The organism is Paenibacillus silvestris (genome assembly GCF_009882985.1).
Taxonomy (GTDB): domain Bacteria; phylum Bacillota; class Bacilli; order Paenibacillales; family NBRC-103111; genus Paenibacillus_E; species Paenibacillus_E silvestris.
Window position 1 is genome coordinate 524,817 of sequence record NZ_WTUZ01000020.1, and the last position, 19,443, is coordinate 544,259.

The 19,443-nt window shown below is 49.3% G+C and carries 17 protein-coding genes; 1 reads left to right on the forward strand and 16 read right to left on the reverse strand.

Annotated features, from left to right (window positions below; all coding sequences use genetic code 11):
• Nucleotides 1–144: 144 nt before the first annotated feature.
• From GQF01_RS17610 to GQF01_RS17665, 12 genes are all read right to left on the reverse strand, one after another.
• Complete coding sequence (locus tag GQF01_RS17610; RefSeq protein ID WP_161408242.1) at nucleotides 145–984, reverse strand: carbohydrate ABC transporter permease; 840 nt, start codon at nucleotides 982–984, stop codon at nucleotides 145–147.
• A 61-nt stretch (nucleotides 985–1,045) separates the two neighbouring features.
• The gene (locus tag GQF01_RS17615) at nucleotides 1,046–1,927 is read right to left on the reverse strand and encodes a carbohydrate ABC transporter permease (protein ID WP_161408028.1); all 882 of its coding nucleotides are present in this window, start codon (nucleotides 1,925–1,927) and stop codon (nucleotides 1,046–1,048) included.
• Nucleotides 1,928–2,010: 83 nt separating this feature from the next.
• On the reverse strand, nucleotides 2,011–3,369 hold the full coding sequence (locus GQF01_RS17620; protein ID WP_161408029.1) for an extracellular solute-binding protein: 1,359 nt from the start codon (nucleotides 3,367–3,369) through the stop codon (nucleotides 2,011–2,013).
• A gap of 94 nt (nucleotides 3,370–3,463) precedes the next feature.
• A complete protein-coding gene (locus tag GQF01_RS17625; RefSeq protein WP_161408030.1) occupies nucleotides 3,464–4,273 on the reverse strand; it encodes a response regulator in 810 nt (269 codons plus the stop codon).
• A complete protein-coding gene (locus GQF01_RS17630) occupies nucleotides 4,239–6,083 on the reverse strand; it encodes a sensor histidine kinase (protein WP_235959861.1) in 1,845 nt (614 codons plus the stop codon). The genes GQF01_RS17625 and GQF01_RS17630 overlap by 35 nt, the downstream gene beginning before the upstream one ends.
• Before the next feature lie 760 nt (nucleotides 6,084–6,843).
• Nucleotides 6,844–7,938: a nitric oxide synthase oxygenase gene (locus GQF01_RS17635; protein ID WP_161408244.1), complete on the reverse strand. Its 1,095-nt coding sequence runs from the start codon at nucleotides 7,936–7,938 to the stop codon at nucleotides 6,844–6,846.
• A gap of 66 nt (nucleotides 7,939–8,004) precedes the next feature.
• Complete coding sequence (locus GQF01_RS17640; RefSeq protein ID WP_161408031.1) at nucleotides 8,005–8,334, reverse strand: hypothetical protein; 330 nt, start codon at nucleotides 8,332–8,334, stop codon at nucleotides 8,005–8,007.
• 16 nt (nucleotides 8,335–8,350) lie between these two features.
• Complete coding sequence (locus tag GQF01_RS17645) at nucleotides 8,351–9,049, reverse strand: pirin family protein (protein WP_161408032.1); 699 nt, start codon at nucleotides 9,047–9,049, stop codon at nucleotides 8,351–8,353.
• 169 nt (nucleotides 9,050–9,218) lie between these two features.
• Nucleotides 9,219–10,181: a glycoside hydrolase family 43 protein gene (locus GQF01_RS17650; protein WP_161408033.1), complete on the reverse strand. Its 963-nt coding sequence runs from the start codon at nucleotides 10,179–10,181 to the stop codon at nucleotides 9,219–9,221.
• Between the two features lie 91 nt (nucleotides 10,182–10,272).
• A complete protein-coding gene (locus GQF01_RS17655) occupies nucleotides 10,273–11,118 on the reverse strand; it encodes a carbohydrate ABC transporter permease (RefSeq protein ID WP_161408034.1) in 846 nt (281 codons plus the stop codon).
• A 3-nt stretch (nucleotides 11,119–11,121) separates the two neighbouring features.
• A complete protein-coding gene (locus GQF01_RS17660) occupies nucleotides 11,122–12,006 on the reverse strand; it encodes a carbohydrate ABC transporter permease (RefSeq protein WP_161408035.1) in 885 nt (294 codons plus the stop codon).
• A 99-nt stretch (nucleotides 12,007–12,105) separates the two neighbouring features.
• Nucleotides 12,106–13,410, reverse strand: a complete 1,305-nt coding sequence (locus GQF01_RS17665) for an ABC transporter substrate-binding protein (RefSeq protein WP_161408036.1) — start codon at nucleotides 13,408–13,410, stop codon at nucleotides 12,106–12,108.
• Nucleotides 13,411–13,603: 193 nt separating this feature from the next.
• Here GQF01_RS17665 and GQF01_RS17670 point away from each other — a divergent pair, with 193 nt between their 5' ends.
• Nucleotides 13,604–14,695: a GntR family transcriptional regulator gene (locus tag GQF01_RS17670; protein WP_161408037.1), complete on the forward strand. Its 1,092-nt coding sequence runs from the start codon at nucleotides 13,604–13,606 to the stop codon at nucleotides 14,693–14,695.
• Nucleotides 14,696–14,991: 296 nt separating this feature from the next.
• Here the strand turns inward: GQF01_RS17670 and abc-f are convergent, their stop codons facing one another.
• The 4 genes from abc-f to GQF01_RS17685 all read right to left on the reverse strand — a co-directional run bounded on the left by abc-f (nucleotide 14,992) and on the right by GQF01_RS17685 (nucleotide 19,442).
• Entirely contained in the window at nucleotides 14,992–16,917 is a 1,926-nt protein-coding gene (gene abc-f / locus GQF01_RS17675; RefSeq protein WP_161408038.1) for a ribosomal protection-like ABC-F family protein, read from the reverse strand.
• Between the two features lie 109 nt (nucleotides 16,918–17,026).
• Nucleotides 17,027–17,170, reverse strand: a complete 144-nt coding sequence (locus GQF01_RS35950; protein WP_202556434.1) for a hypothetical protein — start codon at nucleotides 17,168–17,170, stop codon at nucleotides 17,027–17,029.
• Nucleotides 17,171–17,259: 89 nt separating this feature from the next.
• Complete coding sequence (locus GQF01_RS17680; protein ID WP_161408039.1) at nucleotides 17,260–18,162, reverse strand: response regulator; 903 nt, start codon at nucleotides 18,160–18,162, stop codon at nucleotides 17,260–17,262.
• A 5-nt stretch (nucleotides 18,163–18,167) separates the two neighbouring features.
• Nucleotides 18,168–19,442, reverse strand: coding sequence for a sensor histidine kinase (locus GQF01_RS17685; RefSeq protein WP_235959863.1), 1,275 nt, complete (start codon nucleotides 19,440–19,442; stop codon nucleotides 18,168–18,170).
• Nucleotide 19,443: the final 1 nt, after the last annotated feature.

Here is a 19,443-nt window from a genome sequence, read left to right on the forward strand (position 1 = left end):
TTGATTCATCCGTAGGTTAATTTTGCATTCCCCTATTGTAACATAGTGTGTCACATCTGTCCGTACCTAGTTGCGTCCACTTTTTCACAAAAAAAATAAACCCCCGATAGACGAGAGTTCGAAAATGATAGTTCTATGATGCTATTACCCTTTTACAGAACCCGCAGCAATACCTTCCACGATTCGATTGCTTAGCAGCAAGAAAGCCACCAGTATCGGTAAAATACTGATCATCAACGTAGCGCCGATAGCTCCCCAGTCCGTCGTATATTGACCGATGAAATTTTGTACGCCGACCGTTAGCGTTTTATATTTCTCCGAACTAATGAAGGTATTGACGAAAATAAACTCATTCCAATTATAAATCATATTGATAATAACAGCCGTGGATAGCACCGATACCGTCATCGGCAGCGTAATGCTGAAGAACATACGGTTCACCGAGCACCCGTCCATAACCGCCGCTTCTTCCACTTCACGAGGCAGCGTGTAATAGAATCCGAGCATAATCATAATCGTAATCGGCAGATTGAAAGAGATGTACGACAGAATGATGGACAACGGATGGTTGGTCAAATGTGTTTTTGTGAAAAAACTGAACAGCGGGATCAGCGTTGAGTGTACCGGGATCATCAATCCGACCATGAACAGGCCTAGCACGAACGATTGCAGCTTCCACTTCATCCGCGTTAAAGCGAACGTAACCAGGCTTGCCAGCAATACCGTAACCGCTACAGAAACCACTGTCATCCACACACTGTTAAAAAAGTAATTATTGATATGGCCCTGCGTCCATACCTTCTCATAATTTTCCCAGCGCAGCCTTTCCGGAAAGGCCATTGGCGCCAGATTAAAGATTTCTTCGTTATTTTTTAAAGAAAACAACATAAGCCACAACAAAGGAACGACCTGGATCACAGCGACGATGGTCAAAATCGCATACAGCACGCCATATCCAATCCGCTCCGGCAGCTTGCTCCGCATGATCTGGGGCTGGGCTTGACGCTCAATCGTTTCGATATTCACCCTAATCAAGCTCCTTTCGTTACGAATATTGGATATTATCTTTGGATGCTGTCGCCTTGCGAATCAACCATGTCACGACGAGACAGATGATCAACAGGAAAAAGCCAATAGCGCTGGCGTAGCCGAAATCGTAGCCTTTGAACGCTTTGCGATACATGTAGGAAGCCATAACTTCGCTGGCACCATTCGGTCCACCGCCTGTCATCACATAGATCAGGTCAAAATATTTCAACGACCCGACAACCGCAAGGACTACGGTCACTTTCATAACCTCGGCGATCAAAGGAATCCGAATGGATAGCGCAATTCGCCATGGGCTGGCGCCATCGATGCGTGCGGATTCAATCAGCGAAGTGGGCACATTTTTCAAAGCAGCATAGTAAATCAGGATATAGAATCCCGCGTACTGCCACAGGATCGGAATAAAAATAGCATAGAGAACAATCGATGGATTAGAAAGCCATTCAGGTGTATGCTGGACCCCCAGCGACGTCAGGATATGATTGAGCATTCCGTTCGTCGGGTGGAAAATTTTCAGCCATAGTTGGGCAATTGCTACCGAAGACAGCAGCATCGGAATTAAATAGACTTTGCGAAACAGATTCGCTCCGCGAAGGTTGGCCGATAGGACTAACGCTACTAACAAGTAGACGAGTAGGCTCAGCGCCGAAAAGATTGCAAGCAGAAAAGAATGTTTGGCACTGCTCCAGAACAATTCATCACGAAGCAGCTCCATGTAATTATGCAAGCCGATAAAGCTCATTTTACCGACGCCGTCCCATTTCATTAATCCGTAATAGCCCGTCATGACGATCGGCATGTAGATAAGGGCCACAACCAGAAGTAACGAGGGAATGACGTACAAAGCGATCATGGATTTATTGGACATGACTTTATCCATAACGGACACTTCCCTTTCTTACCGATATAGGAAAAGGACATACCGCGATGTCGGGATATGTCCTTCCCACTCGATTCATTTGGTTACTTACCTTCTTTGGCCAATGCTTCCTCATGCTTTTTCGCAAACTCTTCCGGCGAAACTGCCTTGCCGAACAACGCTTGGATCATGTTCAAGTGAACTTCCGCGGAAGCCGGTTTCATCTGTACGTCAGCGAACAATGTGATATTGCTGGCTTTATTTAGCTCATTTAACAAGTCAATGTACATTTGCGGCAGCTTCACTTTGGATGTATCTACTTTCGTCGCTGGGATAACACCCGCTTCAGTAATCGCGTGCTCGCCCCACTTCTGAACGAAGAAGGAAACGAATTTCTTGGACTCTTCTTTGACTTTCGAGTTGTTGGCAACGAACAAGCCTACGCCCGGTCCGCCAACCCAGCTGTCCAAGTTCCCTTTGCCGCCATCGACGGTCGGGAATTTAAAGAAGCCGATTTGATCCTTGAACGCTTGTGGGACATCTTTGTTCGTTGTGTAGTTCGGCAGCTCCCATGTTCCCATCATGTACATCGCCGCTTTGCTGTTCATGAATTCGGCTTTGCCTTCATCGTTAGAAAGCCCGTTGAAGCCTTTGTTGAACCCGTTCATATCAACCAGCTGCGTAATTTCGGAAGCAGCGCGCACCAAGCCAGGATCATTGAAGGAACCGGTGCGGTCAATGGCTTTCTTCAACGTTTCCGGTCCGCCAATGCGATCGGCCAGATACATGTACCACAGGGAGCCGGTCCAACGGTCCTTGTTACCAAGCGCGATTGGGGCAACCCCGTTGGTGCTTAGTATTTTGACCACATTTTTGAATTCATCATAGGTTTTCGGCACTTGCAGGTTATATTTCGCAAAAATCGCTTTATTGTAGTACACCGGCACAATGTTCAGCTCCACCGGAAGCCCGTAGGTTTTACCGCCAAAAGCATAAGCATTCGTCGTTCCGTTAACGAATTTGTCCTTCAAATCTCCTTGCAGCAGATCATCAAGCGGGGCGAACATGTCGCCTTTCACATAAGGATCCATGTAGCCAGCAGCCCATGTGAAGCCTACATCCGGCAATGCGTTGGAAGTGGATAGGACCTTCATTTTATTTTTATATTGCTCATTCTCAAGCACTTCTTGTTCAATGGTTACATTCGGATTTGCGGTTTGATACTCTTTAATGATATCGTTTACAATTTTGTTTTGCGTTGCGGAGTTACCGGTCGGCCAGAGGTGCATCATTTTGATCGTTACTTTCTTAGCTGGTTGCGCGCTTTCTGCGCCTGCCTTGGCTGTTTCTTTGGCTGGCTGCGGTGTGCTGGCACTCTCCGTTGTAGAACTGGAGCACCCGGATAGAACCAAACCAAGACTAAGCATCGTCGTCATCGTCCATGTAAGCGTTTTTCTTGCCATGCGTTGTTTCCCCCTTAAACTATGTTTGCTACGAGTCTTATTGTAGCGCTTTCATTGAGACGACAGGGAGTAACGGCTATCGGGAAATATACCACTATTTTTGGGTTTCTAATTCCTCTTCGTTCTCATTCGCCTGCTTCCGGTATTGATTCGGGCTGATCCCTTCATAGTCTTTGAACAGTTTGATGAAATATTTCGATGTCTGGTACCCAATCTGCTCGGAAATGTCTGCAATCGTCAGCCTAGTCTGCAAAAGAAGCTCCTTCGCTTTCTGAATCCGGCTCCTCGTGACATATTCACTGAATGTGAAGCCTGTCTGTTCCTTAAAAAGAGCACTGAAATAGCTCGGATTCAAATGGATGTGCCCGGCCACCTCGCTCATGCCCAGAGGTTCCTGGAGATGCTCCTCTACATAAAGCACCGCTTGCCTGACGGGAGGGCTGTAGTTCATGGAGACGGTTTTGGCTTGCATGAGCCGGGAATCAACCATTTTCTCCATCGTTTCCACACGCCCGCGCTCTTCTTCAATCTGCAGCGCCTGCTCAACGGCTTCGAGCAGCTTGCTCTTTTTAATCGGCTTGAGCAAATAGTTAACGACACCTAGCTGAATGGCCGTTTGAGCATATTGGAAATCCGGATGTCCCGAGATGACGATAACGACAGGCTTATGCCCTGTACTCCGTGAATCCTCTACGACTTGCAGTCCGCTGATCTCCGGCATGCGAATATCGGTGATAAGCAGATGCACCGGGCGGGTGTTGAGCACTTCCAGCGCTTCCGTGCCATTGCTGCTGCTTAGGATGTGGTAGCGGCCGATCGACCAGGCTTCGAGCGTTTTGCGGATGCCTTCCCTAGTTAGCGGCTCATCGTCAACGATCAGAATTGTTTTGCTCGGTGAAATCATCGTTATCCTCCTTATGAATCGGAATATCGAAGCTGACGCTTGTCCCCTGACGCGGAATGCTGTGGATGAATAAGCCTCTGCTGCCCTCTGCCAAGGCTGGGTAATACAACTGAATGCGGCGCTGCACATTGGAGATGGCCATGCCCTTTCCTTTGCCTGACGAAGGTGCGCCACCACGTTCCATCGCATCCTTGACGGCTTGGAGCGTCTGCCCGCTCATCCCCGGTCCGTCATCGCTGACCGTGATGCGCAGCTCCGCTGCTTCCAGGGGCGAAGGTTCTACACGGATTGTGATGAGGCCAGGATCTGTTTTTCCTTCCAAGCCGTGCAGGATCGCATTTTCCACCAAAGGCTGAATCAACAGCTTAGGGATGAGGACATGATTGTACGCCTCATCGATGTTAATTTCCCAGACCAGGCGGGAACCGAACCTCACACTCATAATGCTCAAATACCGCTTAATGTGCTCCAATTCCTCTCGCATCGACACCCATTCATCCTTATTGGGACTGCCGATCACATAGCGGAACAAGTCCGACATCGCGACAACGAGATCAGCCAGCTCCTCCTCATCCTTATCCTGCAAAGACCAGTACAGAGCTTCCAGCGTATTGTATAAAAAATGCGGATCAATCTGAGCTTGAAGCGCTTGCAGTTCCGTTCGGCTTTGGATGACTTCTTTCTCATACACCAGTTTAATGAGTCCATTGATATTGTCCACCATCTGATTGTAAGTCACATTCAAATCATTCAACTCTGTTGTATACGTTTTCGTAAGATTCGGTGTCAGCACGCCTTGCCGCGTATTTCTCATAGCTCGCATTAGCCTTAGGATTGGCCGCGTAATCATCATAGAGAGCAAGAACGAGAGAATAATGAACAGCACTAACCCAATCGCTCCGGATACAATAATCGCCCAACGCAGAACGGAGATCCCATCGGTAATATCGCTGACTGGATACAAAATCATCAGTGTCCATCCGGTTTGTTCCGATGGCTGCTTCACCAGAATGTAGCGTTTCTGTTTGATCGTCACCGTCTGAGAGGAGGTCTGCATTAGCTCGCCTACACCATCTGTTACTTCACCATCCGGTATGATAGGACTTCCTGAGCTGTCTGCCAGCACCAGCAATTCCTGGTGGCTGCCTGTATCCGTCAACTGTTTCTGAAAATCAAAATAGCTGCTATTGATCCGGACAAGCAAATACCCGCCGTTCGAAAACCAACGGTCAATTAAATTGATCCGTCGAATCGCAAGAACCGTACCGGGCTCCTTCGGATCGTTCCCGATCCAGACTAGCTTCCCTTTTTCCTTGTCCGCTTGTTCGATCCAATTGTTGTCCACTCGATCGGACATTTTCTGATCATCCAACGGGAACAAACGTACAAATCCTGTCGTGTACAACTCCACGTTGCTTACGCCGCTATACGCTTGTATATGATTGGCGATTTTCAACAATGCCTGCCGCTCGCCAAAGGTCACCTCTTTACCTTGCACATTGGAAAGAAACAGCTGCTGTAGATAGGCGTCATTGACGGCCTGGAGCGTTAGCATGTCAATTTGCGAAATGATTGCTTCGAGCCTGCCGTTCGCCTGCGAGGCGATTTGCTTCATCTGTGTTTCCGCTTTCGTGTTCAGGAGGGTCGATACCGAGTTGAACGTAATGGCTCCGGCACAAATAAGCACGATGATCATCACGAACACGAAGCCGGCCAGCATTTGATTGCGCAGTGTATTCCAATTAGCCACCTTCTGCCACAAGTGGGGTTCCCCTTTTCCATCTGGATTCGTGCATATGTTTCTTGCCAAATCATACTACAGACGTGTGAAATTGCCTACCAACTTTCTCAGAGGCAGCACGCTGGCGGCTGAGGTAATGAGGCCGTGCAAGTTGCAGGGAAGCAACTTGCATATCAATTCCAACTGGCGTAACTCGCAACCTTGCGTCCCACAACGAGCTGCGGATGTTTATTTCATTGGATGAAATCCAACAAAACGCCCCATTCTACGGGCGAAATTCACATTACGTTGGATGAAATCCACTCACTTCTGGTCAAATCCGCCTATTTGCTGCTAAAAATAACCGCTTCGTTGGAATTACTCCAATGAAATACGCCATCCAGCCATCAAAATGGGCTTGTTATTGGATTTCATCCAATGACAGCCGCCAGTAGCGGCCACGGCCTTCTCTATATTGCACTTTGTGCAATATTGTGGCCTCCATTCAGCCGCTGGCTCCTTCTACGTTGTACTTTGTACAACGTTTTGGGCAGCTCAGCGCTGTTTTTGCGCCATTTGGCGCAAATAGATTGCACTTTGTGCAACGAAGCGCGGGATGGCAGGGTGTACAGCTCTTTTATGTTGTACAAAGTGCAACATAGACAAGGCGGGGGAGGAGTAGGAGGCGATCAAACGACGCGGAATGAGTTACTTGGTACGGGGCGATCAATTGACGCGGGATGGTTACTTGGAGCGAGGCGATCTATCGGCGCGGAATGCGCTACTTGGAGCGAGGAACTCACCTCAACCAACAAAAAAGCAGGCCGCCAAAGGCGCCTGCCATGCTCTCCTATGCCTCATCCCGATAAAAAAAGTTGGGCAGCTTCACTTCATTGCTATAATGCTGATGAAAAATATGCGTCGTCGCTGGAGAAAGCGGCGGGATCAGCCACGTCCAGTCGCCCGTGACCTCACGGCTGGCCTTCTCTTCCTTCTCCTCGAACCGCTTGAACTGCCGAGCGGCGGTATGATGATCAACAATGGCTACGCCTTGCTGCTGAAAAGAATGCAGCACGGCCACATTCAACTCCACAAGCGCCCGATCCTTCCAGAGGGAAGCGTCGCGCCGAGTATCTAACCCCATTGCAGCCGCTACACGCGGCAACATGTTATATCGCGCTTCGTCAGCGAAGTTACGCGCCCCAATCTCTGTCCCCATGTACCAACCGTTGAAAGGAGCCGCCGAGTAATGGATGCCCCCAATCTCAAGGTACATGTTAGAAACGATCGGCACCGCGTACCATTTGAGACGCAATTCTGCCAATGCCACGATATCCGGATGCGTGATCGCCACTTCCTTAACCAGTCCACTCGGAATGTCATAGAACTTCGGCGTGTTATCCCCCATCTGAAGGAGCAGCGGCAGAACATCGAAGGGCGTCCCCGCCCCCTGCCATCCATAAGATTGGCACATGGCCGTAATTTGCAAGGAAGCTGGATCGCCGACGATGCCGTCCTCCGTCTCATAACCTGCATATCGAATCAGCTGTGCATTATGAATAAAGGCCCCTGGAGCAGCCCCTGCCCCCAGCACAGGCGAAAATACTGTAATCATCGGGCGGATTTTCCCGTCATTCGTCGCCGTCTCGATATGGCGAAAGAGAGCTTCCGCCATCTCATCTTCCGTTTCCACATGACGGGCATCCTGCACGGTCAGTGATTCCCAGAACAATCGCCCGATACAGCGATTGCTGTTGCGCCAAGCCATTTTGGCGCCATGCTCCAGCTCTTGCAGCGTGTGCTCGTAGGAACCCTTGTACCCGATGGAACGGGTAATCTCGGCAATGCGAGCTTCGGTTTCGCTCTCGCTTTTGCCTAGTTCATGATAACATTCTCTTATAAAAGGAACGGCCTTATCTAACAGTTGGTCCTGCACTTCTTTCATAGGTGTAACTCCATTCCGATTCATAGAAGCTCCCACGGGCTTTCCTCCCGTCAGGCTCCCTATCTCTTACAATTGTGCGCTAAATTGCTCCGGTACATAAGCTATTTGAGAGCCAGCGATAATGGTTAACTCGCCCTGCTCCTCTGAATATTGAACGGCGTCATCGCCAACATAGAACCATACTTTCCGTGTCGGTTGATTCTCAAACTCTTGAAAAATAAAAACATTAAGTTCATCTTTCCATTTTAAAAGCTCAGAAATACGCTCCCGATCAATCTGCACGGTGAAAACCCACTGTTCGTCTACTTGCTTATACGTATAATCAACAGGCTGCTTACCTGTATCAATAAATGCCCGACCGCCTACCGCATGCTTCACCAAAAATTGTTCCTTCATTTCCGCAGCCTCCTTATTATGGCAGATCGATTAACATGAAATGGGCATCTTCCGCAGCACGAAGCGCAAGCGTCGACTCCGCCTCCATGCGCGCGCTGTCCATCGTTTCCAACTGAGCGTTATTGGCCTCCAACTTCCCGCTAATGACCATTAGAAAAATACGTCGATTCTCGCCCTGATGGAAGACCAGCTCTTGGCCCGCTTCTAATTTGCTGAGATAGATGCTCATATCCTGGTAGATTTTCGCTTTGTGCTCGCCACCTTCAGGCGTTACAACCGGGAGCAAGGCATTCGTCATGGCCTCTGGCACATAGGTCACATTCTCGAAGGACGGCTCCGTGCCGCGTTTCGCAGGCATAAACCAGAGTTGGAACAAGCTGAGCGGCTCTGAGTCCGAAGCATTGTACTCGGCATGAATCACGCCGCTGCCCGCTGACATGCGCTGAACACCACCTGCTGCTGTTACTGCCACGTTCCCCAAACTATCCTCGTGCTTAATGGCTCCGCTGAGAACGACGCTGACAATTTCCATATCGCTGTGCGGATGCGGTCCAAAACCGCGACCTGCAGCAATTTCATCATAATTGCACACGCGCATAACCCCGAAACCCGTATTATTTTCATCAAAATAATCACCAAACGAAAAGCTCTTATACCCCTTAAGCCAGCCTAAATCCGAGCTGTTTCGTGTATGTGCAGGAAATACTTGTATCATAGTTAGTCGCCTCCTTTATTAAGTACTCTAAGCTTATCATATTGTGACAATCGACTTCCATGTCGGAACAGTGGCGGAACGGTTGCAAAATAAAGACGAGCCGCCACGACAAACAAAAAAGGCCGTCCCCGGCCTTTTCAGACCTTGCGGAACAGCCTTTGTCTACTTATTAGTCACCAAGCACGGACCCTGCAAAGTCCGGTGTGCCATCCTCGTGCCACTTCAGCACACGAACAAACGTATGGCGATTGGGATCGTAGAGCGGATCCCCTTCAATATCTTTATAATTCCTCGCGTGGAACACGAGAATATCCTGCGAACCATCCTCTGACACGGTGAAACTGTTGTGTCCCGGCCCATAAAGAGCGATGTTCTCATCGGTTGAGAGCACCGGAGATTCAGATTTCGACCACGACTGCGGGTCCAACAAATCCGCGTCTTCATCTGCCGTCAACAGCCCCATGCAGTAATTAAAGTCAGTCGCGCTTGCGGAAAAAGAGAGAAAGATGCGTCCATTAGCCTTCAATACCGCCGCACCTTCATTAACCTTAAAGCCGATGATTTCCCAATCATACTGCGGCGTTGTAATCATGACCTGCTTGCCTTGGAGCGTCCAGGGATTGCTCATTTCCGAAATGTAGAGGTTCGAATTTCCGATAATTTCAGGGTCTTTCTGTGCCCAGACCAAATACCGAATTCCTCGATGCTCGAAGGAAGTAGCATCTAGCGCAAAACTCTCCCACTCCGTGCGCAACTGCCCCTTCTCCACCCACTCCCCTTCCAGAGGATTAGCCGCAGCATTTTCGAGAACATACATTCGGTGGTCAAAGAGACCCTCGTTCGTTTCTGTCGTTCTAGCCGCAGCAAAATAGATATACCATTTGTCCCCTACAAAATGGATTTCCGGCGCCCAAATATTGGCACTCAGAGGGCCTTCGCTATATTTCCGCCAGGCTACGACTGGCTTCGCCTCGTGTAAACCTTCGATTGTCGCAGAGCGACGCACTTCAATGCGATCATACTCAGGTACCGACGCTGTAAAATAATAAAATCCATCCGTATGCTTGTATATCCATGGATCAGCACGCTGCTCCAAAAGAGGTTTAATCACGTTGGTTTCTAAGTTTTTCATAGGTTAGTCTCCTTTAATACTCTCTCTGTTTGTCTGTTTGTCTACAGTCTGTTTATCTGTCTGTTTATCTGTCTGTTTATCTGTCAGTTTGTCAGCCTTTCACGCCGCCAACTGTAAGTCCCGACACGAAGAACCGCTGGAAGAAGATGAAGACAATTAGAATCGGTACAATCGCCAGCACGGAACCAGCAATTAGAATATCATAGTTGTTGCCATAAGGTGTGACTAGACTAGATAGACCGATGGGCAGCGTCAGCTTCTCACCCGTTTTGAGCACGATTAGCGGCCAGACAAAGCTGTTCCAGCTCGCAAGAGCCTGCAGGATAGCCATAGCCCCAAACGCCGGAGCCATCAAAGGCATCATAATTTTGAAAAAGATCCCGTACTCCGAGCAGCCGTCAATTCTCCCCGCATCAAGGAAATCCTTAGGCAATCCGGCCGCATATTGCCGGAAGAAGAAGATCGGCAGCGGCGCTACGACAAAAGGCAGGATAACGCCAGCATACGTATCAATTAAGCGGAAACTGATCATCTGTTTATAAAGCGGAAGCATGATAATTTCCACTGGTACCATCATGACGAGAAGCACGAAGAGGAAAATAATATTTCTACCGACAAATCGGTACATCGCCAGCCCGTAACCCACCATAGAGGATAAAAGCAAACAAAATATCGTATAAACAATCGAGATCAGCACACTGTTCTTGTACCATATCAAATACTTTTTGGCGGAGGCAGAAAACAGGAACGAATAGTTATGGAAAGATAACAGCTCCGGCTGCAGCTTCACATTAAGCCCATAACGCAGCATTTCTTTGGATGGTTTTAACGAGGCCAAAGCAAGACTGTAGAACGGGAACAAAGCGAGAATCGCCAGCACGGCAAACAGCAAGACCAATAAGGAGGATTGAAGGAATTTATTTCGTTCAATTTGCATGTCCTAGTCCTCCTTTTTAAATAAGCCGAAAAATTTTAACTGAATGACATTCAATACCATCGTAATCGCTAACAAAGTAATGCCAATGGCAGACCCGAAGCCCAGGTTATTTCGTTCGATGCCTTCCCGGTAGAGCAGGCCTATCATCGTCAAACCGATGTCATTGGGAGAGCGATTGCCACTCCACAGAATGAAGCTCTCGGTAAACATGGAATAGCCGCCGTAGATGGAAATCGTAATGACATAAATCGCAACCGGCTTTAATAAAGGCAACGTAATGCGCCAGAAGCGGTCCCATTTGTTCGCGCCGTCGATCTCCGCCGACTCATATATTTCATGCGGAATGCTTTGCAGCGCTGACAAGAAATAAATGATATTGACGCCGGTAAAACGCCAAGTCGCCAGTATGACCATGACAAGCATACCTGTCGCCGAATTAGCGAGCCAGTTAATACTCGGCATCCCCAGCAAATGACGGAACCCGTTCATCACGGACTCGTCCAAACTGCCGAAGACAAGCCGGAATATCGTACCCGCCACAACGACCGAAGTGAGCGAAGGAATAAACAAAGCGGAACGGAAAAAAGCGCTCGCCTTGGTGAGCTTCGCGTTCAGGAAAACAGCCAGCACAAGTGGCAGCGGAATTAACACCAGAATAGTCCAGAACGTATATCTGCTGCTATTTTTCAAGGCTGTGAAAAAGGATTCGCTCCATAGATTTTTATAATTCGCCAGCCCAATGAAGTGCGTTTGACCCGGAAGAACCTCTTGAAAGCTCATGACAATCGTGTTCACGACTGGATAAGCAAAAAAGATAAGGAAAGACAATACAAATGGCAGAACAAACACGTAGGGAGCTACCCGGGAGGAATACAGAAATTTACTCATATCGACTATCGCTACTCCTCTCTAGAAGCGTCGCCAGCTTCACCCAAGACGTGAACTTTAGCTCAGGCAAAGCCAGCAACGGAACGCGAGGCGTTCGAACTACTTGATATTTTTCACGGCATCGTCCAGTACTTGTTTCGGATCTTTCAACTCATTCAGCGCTTGGAAAATCGTCTTGGTCTTGAGGTAATCAGACACGGCCGGCGTTTTCTCTTTAATATTCGTAGGCGCGATTTCACCTTTTACAGAAATGAGAACGTCCCATAGATTTTTACCAAAATATGCGGTGAATTTATTGTCCGCTTTCAGCGCCGGGTCATTCCAAACATCTGTACGAATCGGGTCAAAGCCGAGCTGCGACCAAATCTGGATGTTCCCCTCTTTGGACAATTTGGCATAGGATAGGAATTTCTTCGCAATTTCTTGATTCTTCGATTGTTTCGTAATGACCGTACCCGTCCCCCCCATTCCGGAAGAGCGCATCTCGCCTTGTTTGAATACCGGCATCGGTTTAATGATGATTTTGCCTTTGAGATCAGGCATATAGTCCGTAAACCGGCCCATATACCACATCGGCATCCAGACGGAAGCTGCGCCGCCTTTATTCATGAAGCCGTAATATTCCTCCGCATGATGAAAGCCGCCCGGAGCCACAATCGCTACTTTCTCTTTCACCAGCTTTTGAAGATAAGATAAGACATCATTATTCGCTTGATCTCCCAGCGTCACGTTACCGCTTTTATCCAGAAAGTCTGAACCGTGTTGAACAACGAGTGGCCAGAAGCTCCACTGATCCTGCGTTTCGACGGTCGTCATTGGCTTACCGGTCTTTTCGAGAACCTGTTTGCCTGCATTTTCATAGTCGTCCCAAGTCTTGATATTGTCCGCATTCACGCCTGCTTTATCGAGAATTTCCTTGTTATAGTAGATAACTTGAGCTCCCACGTGGTAGTCGATGCCGTAATACTTGCCTTCCTTGGCATAATTCTCGAGTCGAGACATGACCAGATTCGCTTTTTCCGGCTCAACAATATCGTTTAGAGAAGTCAGCTGGACATCGCCTTTCAGGAAATTACCGATTTTGCTGATTTCAATATCAGCCATATCGGGGGCACCTGTACCGGATTGCAGCGCCACCAGCAGTTTATTGTGGTTATCATCATATGGGAACGTTGTTGCTTCTAGTTTAATCGACTGATCGGGATGTGCTTTATTCCAGGACTCTGCCATGCTTTCAAAAAATTTCTGATGCAGCTCATTAAACGTCCAGAAGCTCAGCTTGACCGGCTCGCCTGGCTTGGTTGCGCTATCATTTGGCGTTGTGCTCGGGCTTGATGTGCAAGCAGATAGTATAAGCATCGATGCTAGGACCGCAGCTGAAGTTACTTGTAGCTTCCTCTTCATAACAATGATTCCCCCTAGATTGGAATTAACAACGTGTAAGCGCTTTACACATCGAATTATAGTACATAAAATTCCATATTTATATAACCAATTTAGTATAAAATCATATTTATTATATTAAACATATTCCATTTTATTGATTTACTCAGTACAATGAAGCTAGCTAGATTATATAGAATCAGGTGATGCTCGTATGAACAAGGTTCCTCTCTATAAACAAATATACCAATCCATCAAAGACCAGATTATTTCAGGGGAGCTTCGTCCCAAAGACCGTGTGCCTTCCGAGCAGGAGTTCATGGATGAATTTATGGTCAGTAAAATTACGGTGAAAAATGCCTTGGCCGTCCTGGTAGACGAGGGGCTCGTCACCCGTATTCAAGGGAAGGGAACCTTTGTATCGCCAAATCCTGCTTCCGTGACCGTGGAAACAACTTCGAGCAGATCTCTCCCTGTAGCGCCAGTTATGCACAACCATAATTACAACTACATAGGTCTGATCATCCCTACGATGAAAACAAAGGTCATCCAACGACTAGTCGATTATGTCGAGTATTATGTCAAGGAAGCTGGCTATCAGCTTGTCTTGCATATCACGCGGGAATCTTCCCATGAAGAATCTCGCGCCGTCGAGCAGCTTACGAACACGCAAGGCGTCCGCGGCATCATTGTTTTCCCTACGGAAGATGAGAGTTATAACGAATCGCTGCTTCGTTTGTCTTTAGATAAGTACCCTTTTGTCTTCATTGACCGCTACTTGCGAAATATCGATACGTACCGAATTACATCCGATAATTGGGGCGGCGCCTATGAGACCGTTGACCGTCTGCTTAAGGAAGGCCATCGGCAAATTGCGCTCATTTCCCCGGATAATACGAATACGACCATCGAGGACCGTACCCACGGCTTCGAAAAGGCTTATATTGACAGCAATATTCCCATTGATAAAAGCTTATGGTGCCACGTGCCCATCGACATTCTCAGGACCGGCGACACCTCAGCTTATGTCGTTAAATTTCTGCATCAGCATCCCCATCTTACAGCTGTTTTTGCTTTGACAGCCGAGATGGCGCGACTTACGCGTCATGCCCTCCATGAAGAGGAGGGACTAAATCCACACACCTTGCTCGTGTCTTTCGATGATCCGGAAATCCCCGGGATCTCGCATGTACTGCAAGATGAGGAGCAGATGGCGCTTTCCGCTGTAAGCTTGCTGCTTGAGCAGTGCAACGGGCAATATACCCCGCAGCGTGTGGAGATTCCTGTGCGCTGGGTTCAGGGTTAGCGGCGGTGCGGCCATGGGCGTGGGTTCGAGGGGATGGTCCTGGAGCAGCCTTGAGCTCGCGTTAGGGGAACTGTGGTCCCCTAATTCGACTTAATCAGCCTATATCGCTGAACTAGCGGAACTACAGGCCCTTATTCGCCCGTAGTTGCCTGCAAATCGGCCAATTCAAGTGAAATAGCGCCCCCTAGTTCCCCTTAACAGGGCAAGGGGGCGCTTTACTTTAAAATAGCGGATCGTAGTTCCGTCTCCCCGCCGCCGATAACCAAAAAAAGAGGAGCCCGCGGCTCCCCCTCCTCCTATCCTTCCAGCTGTATCCATTCCGCATACAGCTGATCCAACGCCCCCTGCGCCGCTTCGCGCTCTGCCCAGAGGCGGCTCAGCTCCTCAGCCGCTGGATTCCCCAGCGCCTGGTCGAGCTCGCCGAGCCGCGCCTCCGCTTCCGCGATGTCCCGCTCCAGCCGCTCGCGCGCGAACGCAGCGGTGCTGCGGGACTTCCCGCGCGGAACCGATTCCTCGCGCGGCTCCGCCTTGGCCGCTGCGGCCTTTAAACCAGCACCGGTCGACTTCGTCACCGGTGCTACATGCTCCTGCGCCGCGCGCAGCTGAGCGCGCTTCGCTTTGTAGTCATCAAAGCTGCCCAAATAAACAGTGATGCGCCCTTGATCAAGCTCCCATATTTTCTGGGACAGCCGGTTCATGAAGTAACGGTCATGCGTCACCGCAAGCACCGTGCCCGGAAACTCCTCAAGCGCTTCCTCCAGCGCCTCCCTTGAGGCAATGTCCATATGATTCGTCGGCTCATCCAGAATGAGCAGATTCGGTTTACGCAGCACGAGCAGCGCCAGCCGCAACCGCGTCCACTCCCCACCTGAGAGTGAGCTCACAGGCTTAAAAACATCCGCGCCATAGAACAGATAAGCAGCTAGCCGGCTTCTAGCTTCGCCTTCTTCCATGCGGGCTTCCTCGCAAAAGTAGGCCAGCACCGTCTTCTTCTGGTCCTCAGGGTACTCCTGCTGCGCCAAGTAACCGATATCCACGCGCGCGCCGATTTCCAGCTCGCCCCCGTCAGGCTGCACTTCGCCCAACAACATTTTCAGCAGCGTCGTTTTCCCAGAACCGTTATGCCCCAGCAGCATCACTTTCTCACCGTACTCCAGCAACCCGCTTGCCCGCCGCAGCAGCACTTTGTCTCCGTACTGCTTACTTACGTCATCAAACACGATGACCCGCTTGCCGGAGCGATCATCCACCTTCAGCCCAAACTCAGCTGCCTTCGGATCAAGGACGGGGCGCTTCAGCTTCTCCATTCGATCGAGCGCTTTCTGCATGGACGCCGCCCTGCGGAAAAACTTCTCGTTCCCTCCGACACGCCCCCACTCCATCAGCTGCTTGATCGTCTCTTTCATCTTCTTGATGACCTTCTGCTGCTCTTGATAATCCGCGAATTGCTGCAGCAGCCGGACTTCTTTCTCCTTCATGTATCCTGTATAGGAAGTCAGATAAGTCGAAGATTCTCCGTCTTCCAACTCCACAATCTTGGTAACAACTCGGTCTAAAAAATAGCGATCATGAGATACAATGAAACATGCGCCCTCATAATGGGTCAAGTACTCTTCCAGCCATTCAACGCCAAATAAATCGAGATGATTCGTCGGCTCATCGAGCAGCAGCACATCAGGCTTGCCGATCAGTTGAGAGGCGAGCGCAATCTTGGTCTTCTCTCCTCCGGACAGCGAGGTGAAGCTTCGCCCGTATACCTCGCGAGCAATGCGGAGTCCGCTTGCCACCTGGTCGATCCTGGCGTCTAGCTCATAGCCGCCTTCCCGCTCAAAACGCTCCTGCAGCTGCGCATACCGCCCCAGCAACTGATCAAGCTCGCTGATCGCCGACGGGTCTGACATGCGCTGCTCCAGCTCTGTCATCGCGGCGCGGCACGCGAGCAGCTCCGCAAAACTAGCCGCGAGCACATCGTATACCGTGCCGCTTTCCCATTCCGTCGGAATCTGGGCTAAGTAGCCGATTCGCGTATCCTTGCGCAACGTCAGCAGCCCCTCGTCCGGTTTCTCCATTTTGGAAATGAGACGCAATAGGGTCGATTTACCGCTGCCGTTGCGTCCGACCAATCCGATTCGTTCCCCTTGATGAATTTCAAAAGTGACGTCTGCCAGCACCAGCTGGGCACCGTGGTATTTCTTCATATTTTGACCATTTATAATTAACATTGTTAAGGATCCTCCCTGGTTATGAAAGACCCTATCCTGAACATCCTGAGCGCAGCAAAAAAGGCCGCAGGAAAATTCCTACGACCTTGAGCGGATCATCCGATTGAGGTTAAGGTAGGTGTCTTTTCGTGAGTTGTGACGCCGTATGAGCATATTTGGACAGACTTCTCCCGTTGTCTGCTGCTGCATGAACGATGCCAGCCATCGCGATGGGTAACTGGCTCACACGGTTGTTCACTAACTCTCGATTCATCCTACCTTCACCTCCTTTTCCTACTATGTACAAAATCATATCATAACCGTCGGTCAATTCGCAACCGCAAAGCGCCCATATTCCGGGGCCTACTGCTCGCTTCGCATCTTGTCCGTCACTTCCAGATAAAGGACCTGGAGAAACTTTTTAATGTTAATTTTGCTTTTCTCCGACTTCAAGTTCTCATCGATTTCTTTCATCTTCATTCGGACATCCTGAAACTCAAAATAGAGCGGCGCATAATGCTCGAATTTCGGATTGCTGTAATCAGTCAAACCGATGCTTGCTATATGGGCTAGGGCAGCCATAACGGCGCGGCGAATGCGCTGCTCGGCGGCTTTGCCTTCCTTTTCCACATCAGCTTCTTGCAGCTTGTGGGTGCGGGCGGCCGTCTCATACAATTCCTTCAGGGGCGGTATCCCATCCCCTCTATGATGCTTCGTCAGATGCTCGATAATGTCCGTCACATCTCGGCTTCCGCTCTCCCCGACAATGCCCATATCCATGAGAATGGGCTGGACAATCTCGCGAACACTGCGCTTCTTACGAGTGCTATCTGGACTGAGGTTCAACAGGCTCAGCTTCGTCAAAGAGTCCTGAATCTCCTTCAGGGAACGGCTGATCTTCCACTGCTCGTTGACCTTCGAAAGCACCGCTTCCACTTCGATCTTGTTAATTGGCTTTTGAATATAGTATTCGACACCAGCTTGATAGGCCTTGCCGATCATCTCTTTGTTTTCAATCTGCGAAATCATGACGTACTTCCCTTGAAAACCTTGCTCCTTGAGCCGAATGATGGTCTCTATGCCATCCTGATCCGGCATCAGCAGATCGATGACCACGACATCCGGGGACGTTTCGAGCAGCACTCTTTCCCCTTCGCTTCCGCTGCCTGCTGTTCCTACGACTTCGCCTAGCCCACCTTTTTCAATAATCTTGTGCAGCATCAGCCTGCTTACCGCATCATCGTCCACAATTCCGAAAGACAGCATGATCTCTACGCTCCTTTTTTCAACGTATCGGTCAATAAGGTGATCACAAAAGTTGTCTGAGAGCCAAGCTCATCAGAACGCAAATGAATATCCCCGCCTAAGGAATGAACAATATCCCGTACGTGAGAAAGCCCGATGCCAGTTGCGGCGAAGCCTTCCTGATTGAATTTCGTCGTGAAGCCAGGCTCGAAAATCATATCCTTCTCGAGGTCGGCAATCCCCGTCCCGGTATCCGAAACCGTCAGAATCGTTTCAGCGCCGCGCTCGTGCGCACTGACATGAATCTCTCCCTGATCCTCGATCGCCTCCACGCTGTTGGACAACAGATTGTTCATGACCGTCAGCAGAGGAAGATAGTGATCCGAATCATAATTAATTCGTAGATCCGTGGTGAATCGAATCCGTTTGCCGATCATTCCGCTGTATCCAAGATTGGATTTTATCGCGAATTCTATAATTTCTGCGAGCCTCATATTCGATGCGAACTCCCGGTCAAAGAGCTTCAATAAGCCGGCAAGGATGCGCTGCGAGTCCTTTTTTACCTCATGGATTTGTTGCGTGATTTCCAGAATCGTGCGGGCATAGCTTTTCAGCCCTGAACCATTCACTCTTTCGTATAAATTGTGGCTCTTGGCCGTCAGCTGCTCAATCGTTTCCATGGACTTGCGCAGGTAAAACACTTCGCCGTACAGTCCGCTGTTCGTATTCAGCATCTGCTCCATCCGCTTCTGCTGCTCACTGTGGAGGACTCTCATCTGATGAATGGTCACGCTGCTGTAGATGCCCACCACAAAGTAGCTTCTTACAAGGGCAATCACCGTTATATACACTAATTGCTGTGAAAACTTGTAGGGTGTATCGAAAATGAAGCTGCGCGCGAGCAGTTCAATCTCATTGGACAGGAGATCGATGAGCGCTAGGAATAAGCCAAGCACGAGGGGATGGAATTTCCCCATTTTCTGCTTGATCAGACTCATGCCCACTGCAAAAGCCATGTAATAAAGCATGGCAGGCAGGTGAGTCTGCATGCTCCAGCCAAGCGACACATCGCCATGCGTCATAATCCCTGCCTCTAAAGAACGAAAAAGCAGAACGGTAATGCCAGTAATAATGCCTGTATAGATATAAGGCAAATGTTTGAGCAGAAGCAGACACAAAAGGAAGGTGCTGCTCCCAAGACCGATCCGAAACACTTCGCCGCTGAAGGGCGTTATTTTGAACTCGCCAGCAATTGCCGTCACAATGGCGATGAGAATCATTTGAAGCCCTTCATTTTTCAAG

What these genes read in the sequence shown, in the direction of transcription:
- GQF01_RS17660 (WP_161408035.1), bottom strand. Translation starts at nt 12,006, where the DNA reads ATGAGTAAATTTCTGTATTCCTCCCGGGTAGCTCCCTACGTGTTTGTT.
- GQF01_RS17640 (WP_161408031.1), bottom strand. Translation starts at nt 8,334, where the DNA reads ATGAAGGAACAATTTTTGGTGAAGCATGCGGTAGGCGGTCGGGCATTT.
- GQF01_RS35950 (WP_202556434.1), bottom strand. Translation starts at nt 17,170, where the DNA reads ATGAATCGAGAGTTAGTGAACAACCGTGTGAGCCAGTTACCCATCGCG.
- GQF01_RS17680 (WP_161408039.1), bottom strand. Translation starts at nt 18,162, where the DNA reads ATGCTGTCTTTCGGAATTGTGGACGATGATGCGGTAAGCAGGCTGATG.
- GQF01_RS17645 (WP_161408032.1), bottom strand. Translation starts at nt 9,049, where the DNA reads ATGATACAAGTATTTCCTGCACATACACGAAACAGCTCGGATTTAGGC.
- GQF01_RS17650 (WP_161408033.1), bottom strand. Translation starts at nt 10,181, where the DNA reads ATGAAAAACTTAGAAACCAACGTGATTAAACCTCTTTTGGAGCAGCGT.
- GQF01_RS17670 (WP_161408037.1), top strand. Translation starts at nt 13,604, where the DNA reads ATGAACAAGGTTCCTCTCTATAAACAAATATACCAATCCATCAAAGAC.
- abc-f (WP_161408038.1), bottom strand. Translation starts at nt 16,917, where the DNA reads ATGTTAATTATAAATGGTCAAAATATGAAGAAATACCACGGTGCCCAG.
- GQF01_RS17610 (WP_161408242.1), bottom strand. Translation starts at nt 984, where the DNA reads ATGCGGAGCAAGCTGCCGGAGCGGATTGGATATGGCGTGCTGTATGCG.
- GQF01_RS17665 (WP_161408036.1), bottom strand. Translation starts at nt 13,410, where the DNA reads ATGAAGAGGAAGCTACAAGTAACTTCAGCTGCGGTCCTAGCATCGATG.
- GQF01_RS17625 (WP_161408030.1), bottom strand. Translation starts at nt 4,273, where the DNA reads ATGATTTCACCGAGCAAAACAATTCTGATCGTTGACGATGAGCCGCTA.
- GQF01_RS17655 (WP_161408034.1), bottom strand. Translation starts at nt 11,118, where the DNA reads ATGCAAATTGAACGAAATAAATTCCTTCAATCCTCCTTATTGGTCTTG.
- GQF01_RS17615 (WP_161408028.1), bottom strand. Translation starts at nt 1,927, where the DNA reads ATGGATAAAGTCATGTCCAATAAATCCATGATCGCTTTGTACGTCATT.
- GQF01_RS17620 (WP_161408029.1), bottom strand. Translation starts at nt 3,369, where the DNA reads ATGGCAAGAAAAACGCTTACATGGACGATGACGACGATGCTTAGTCTT.
- GQF01_RS17635 (WP_161408244.1), bottom strand. Translation starts at nt 7,938, where the DNA reads ATGAAAGAAGTGCAGGACCAACTGTTAGATAAGGCCGTTCCTTTTATA.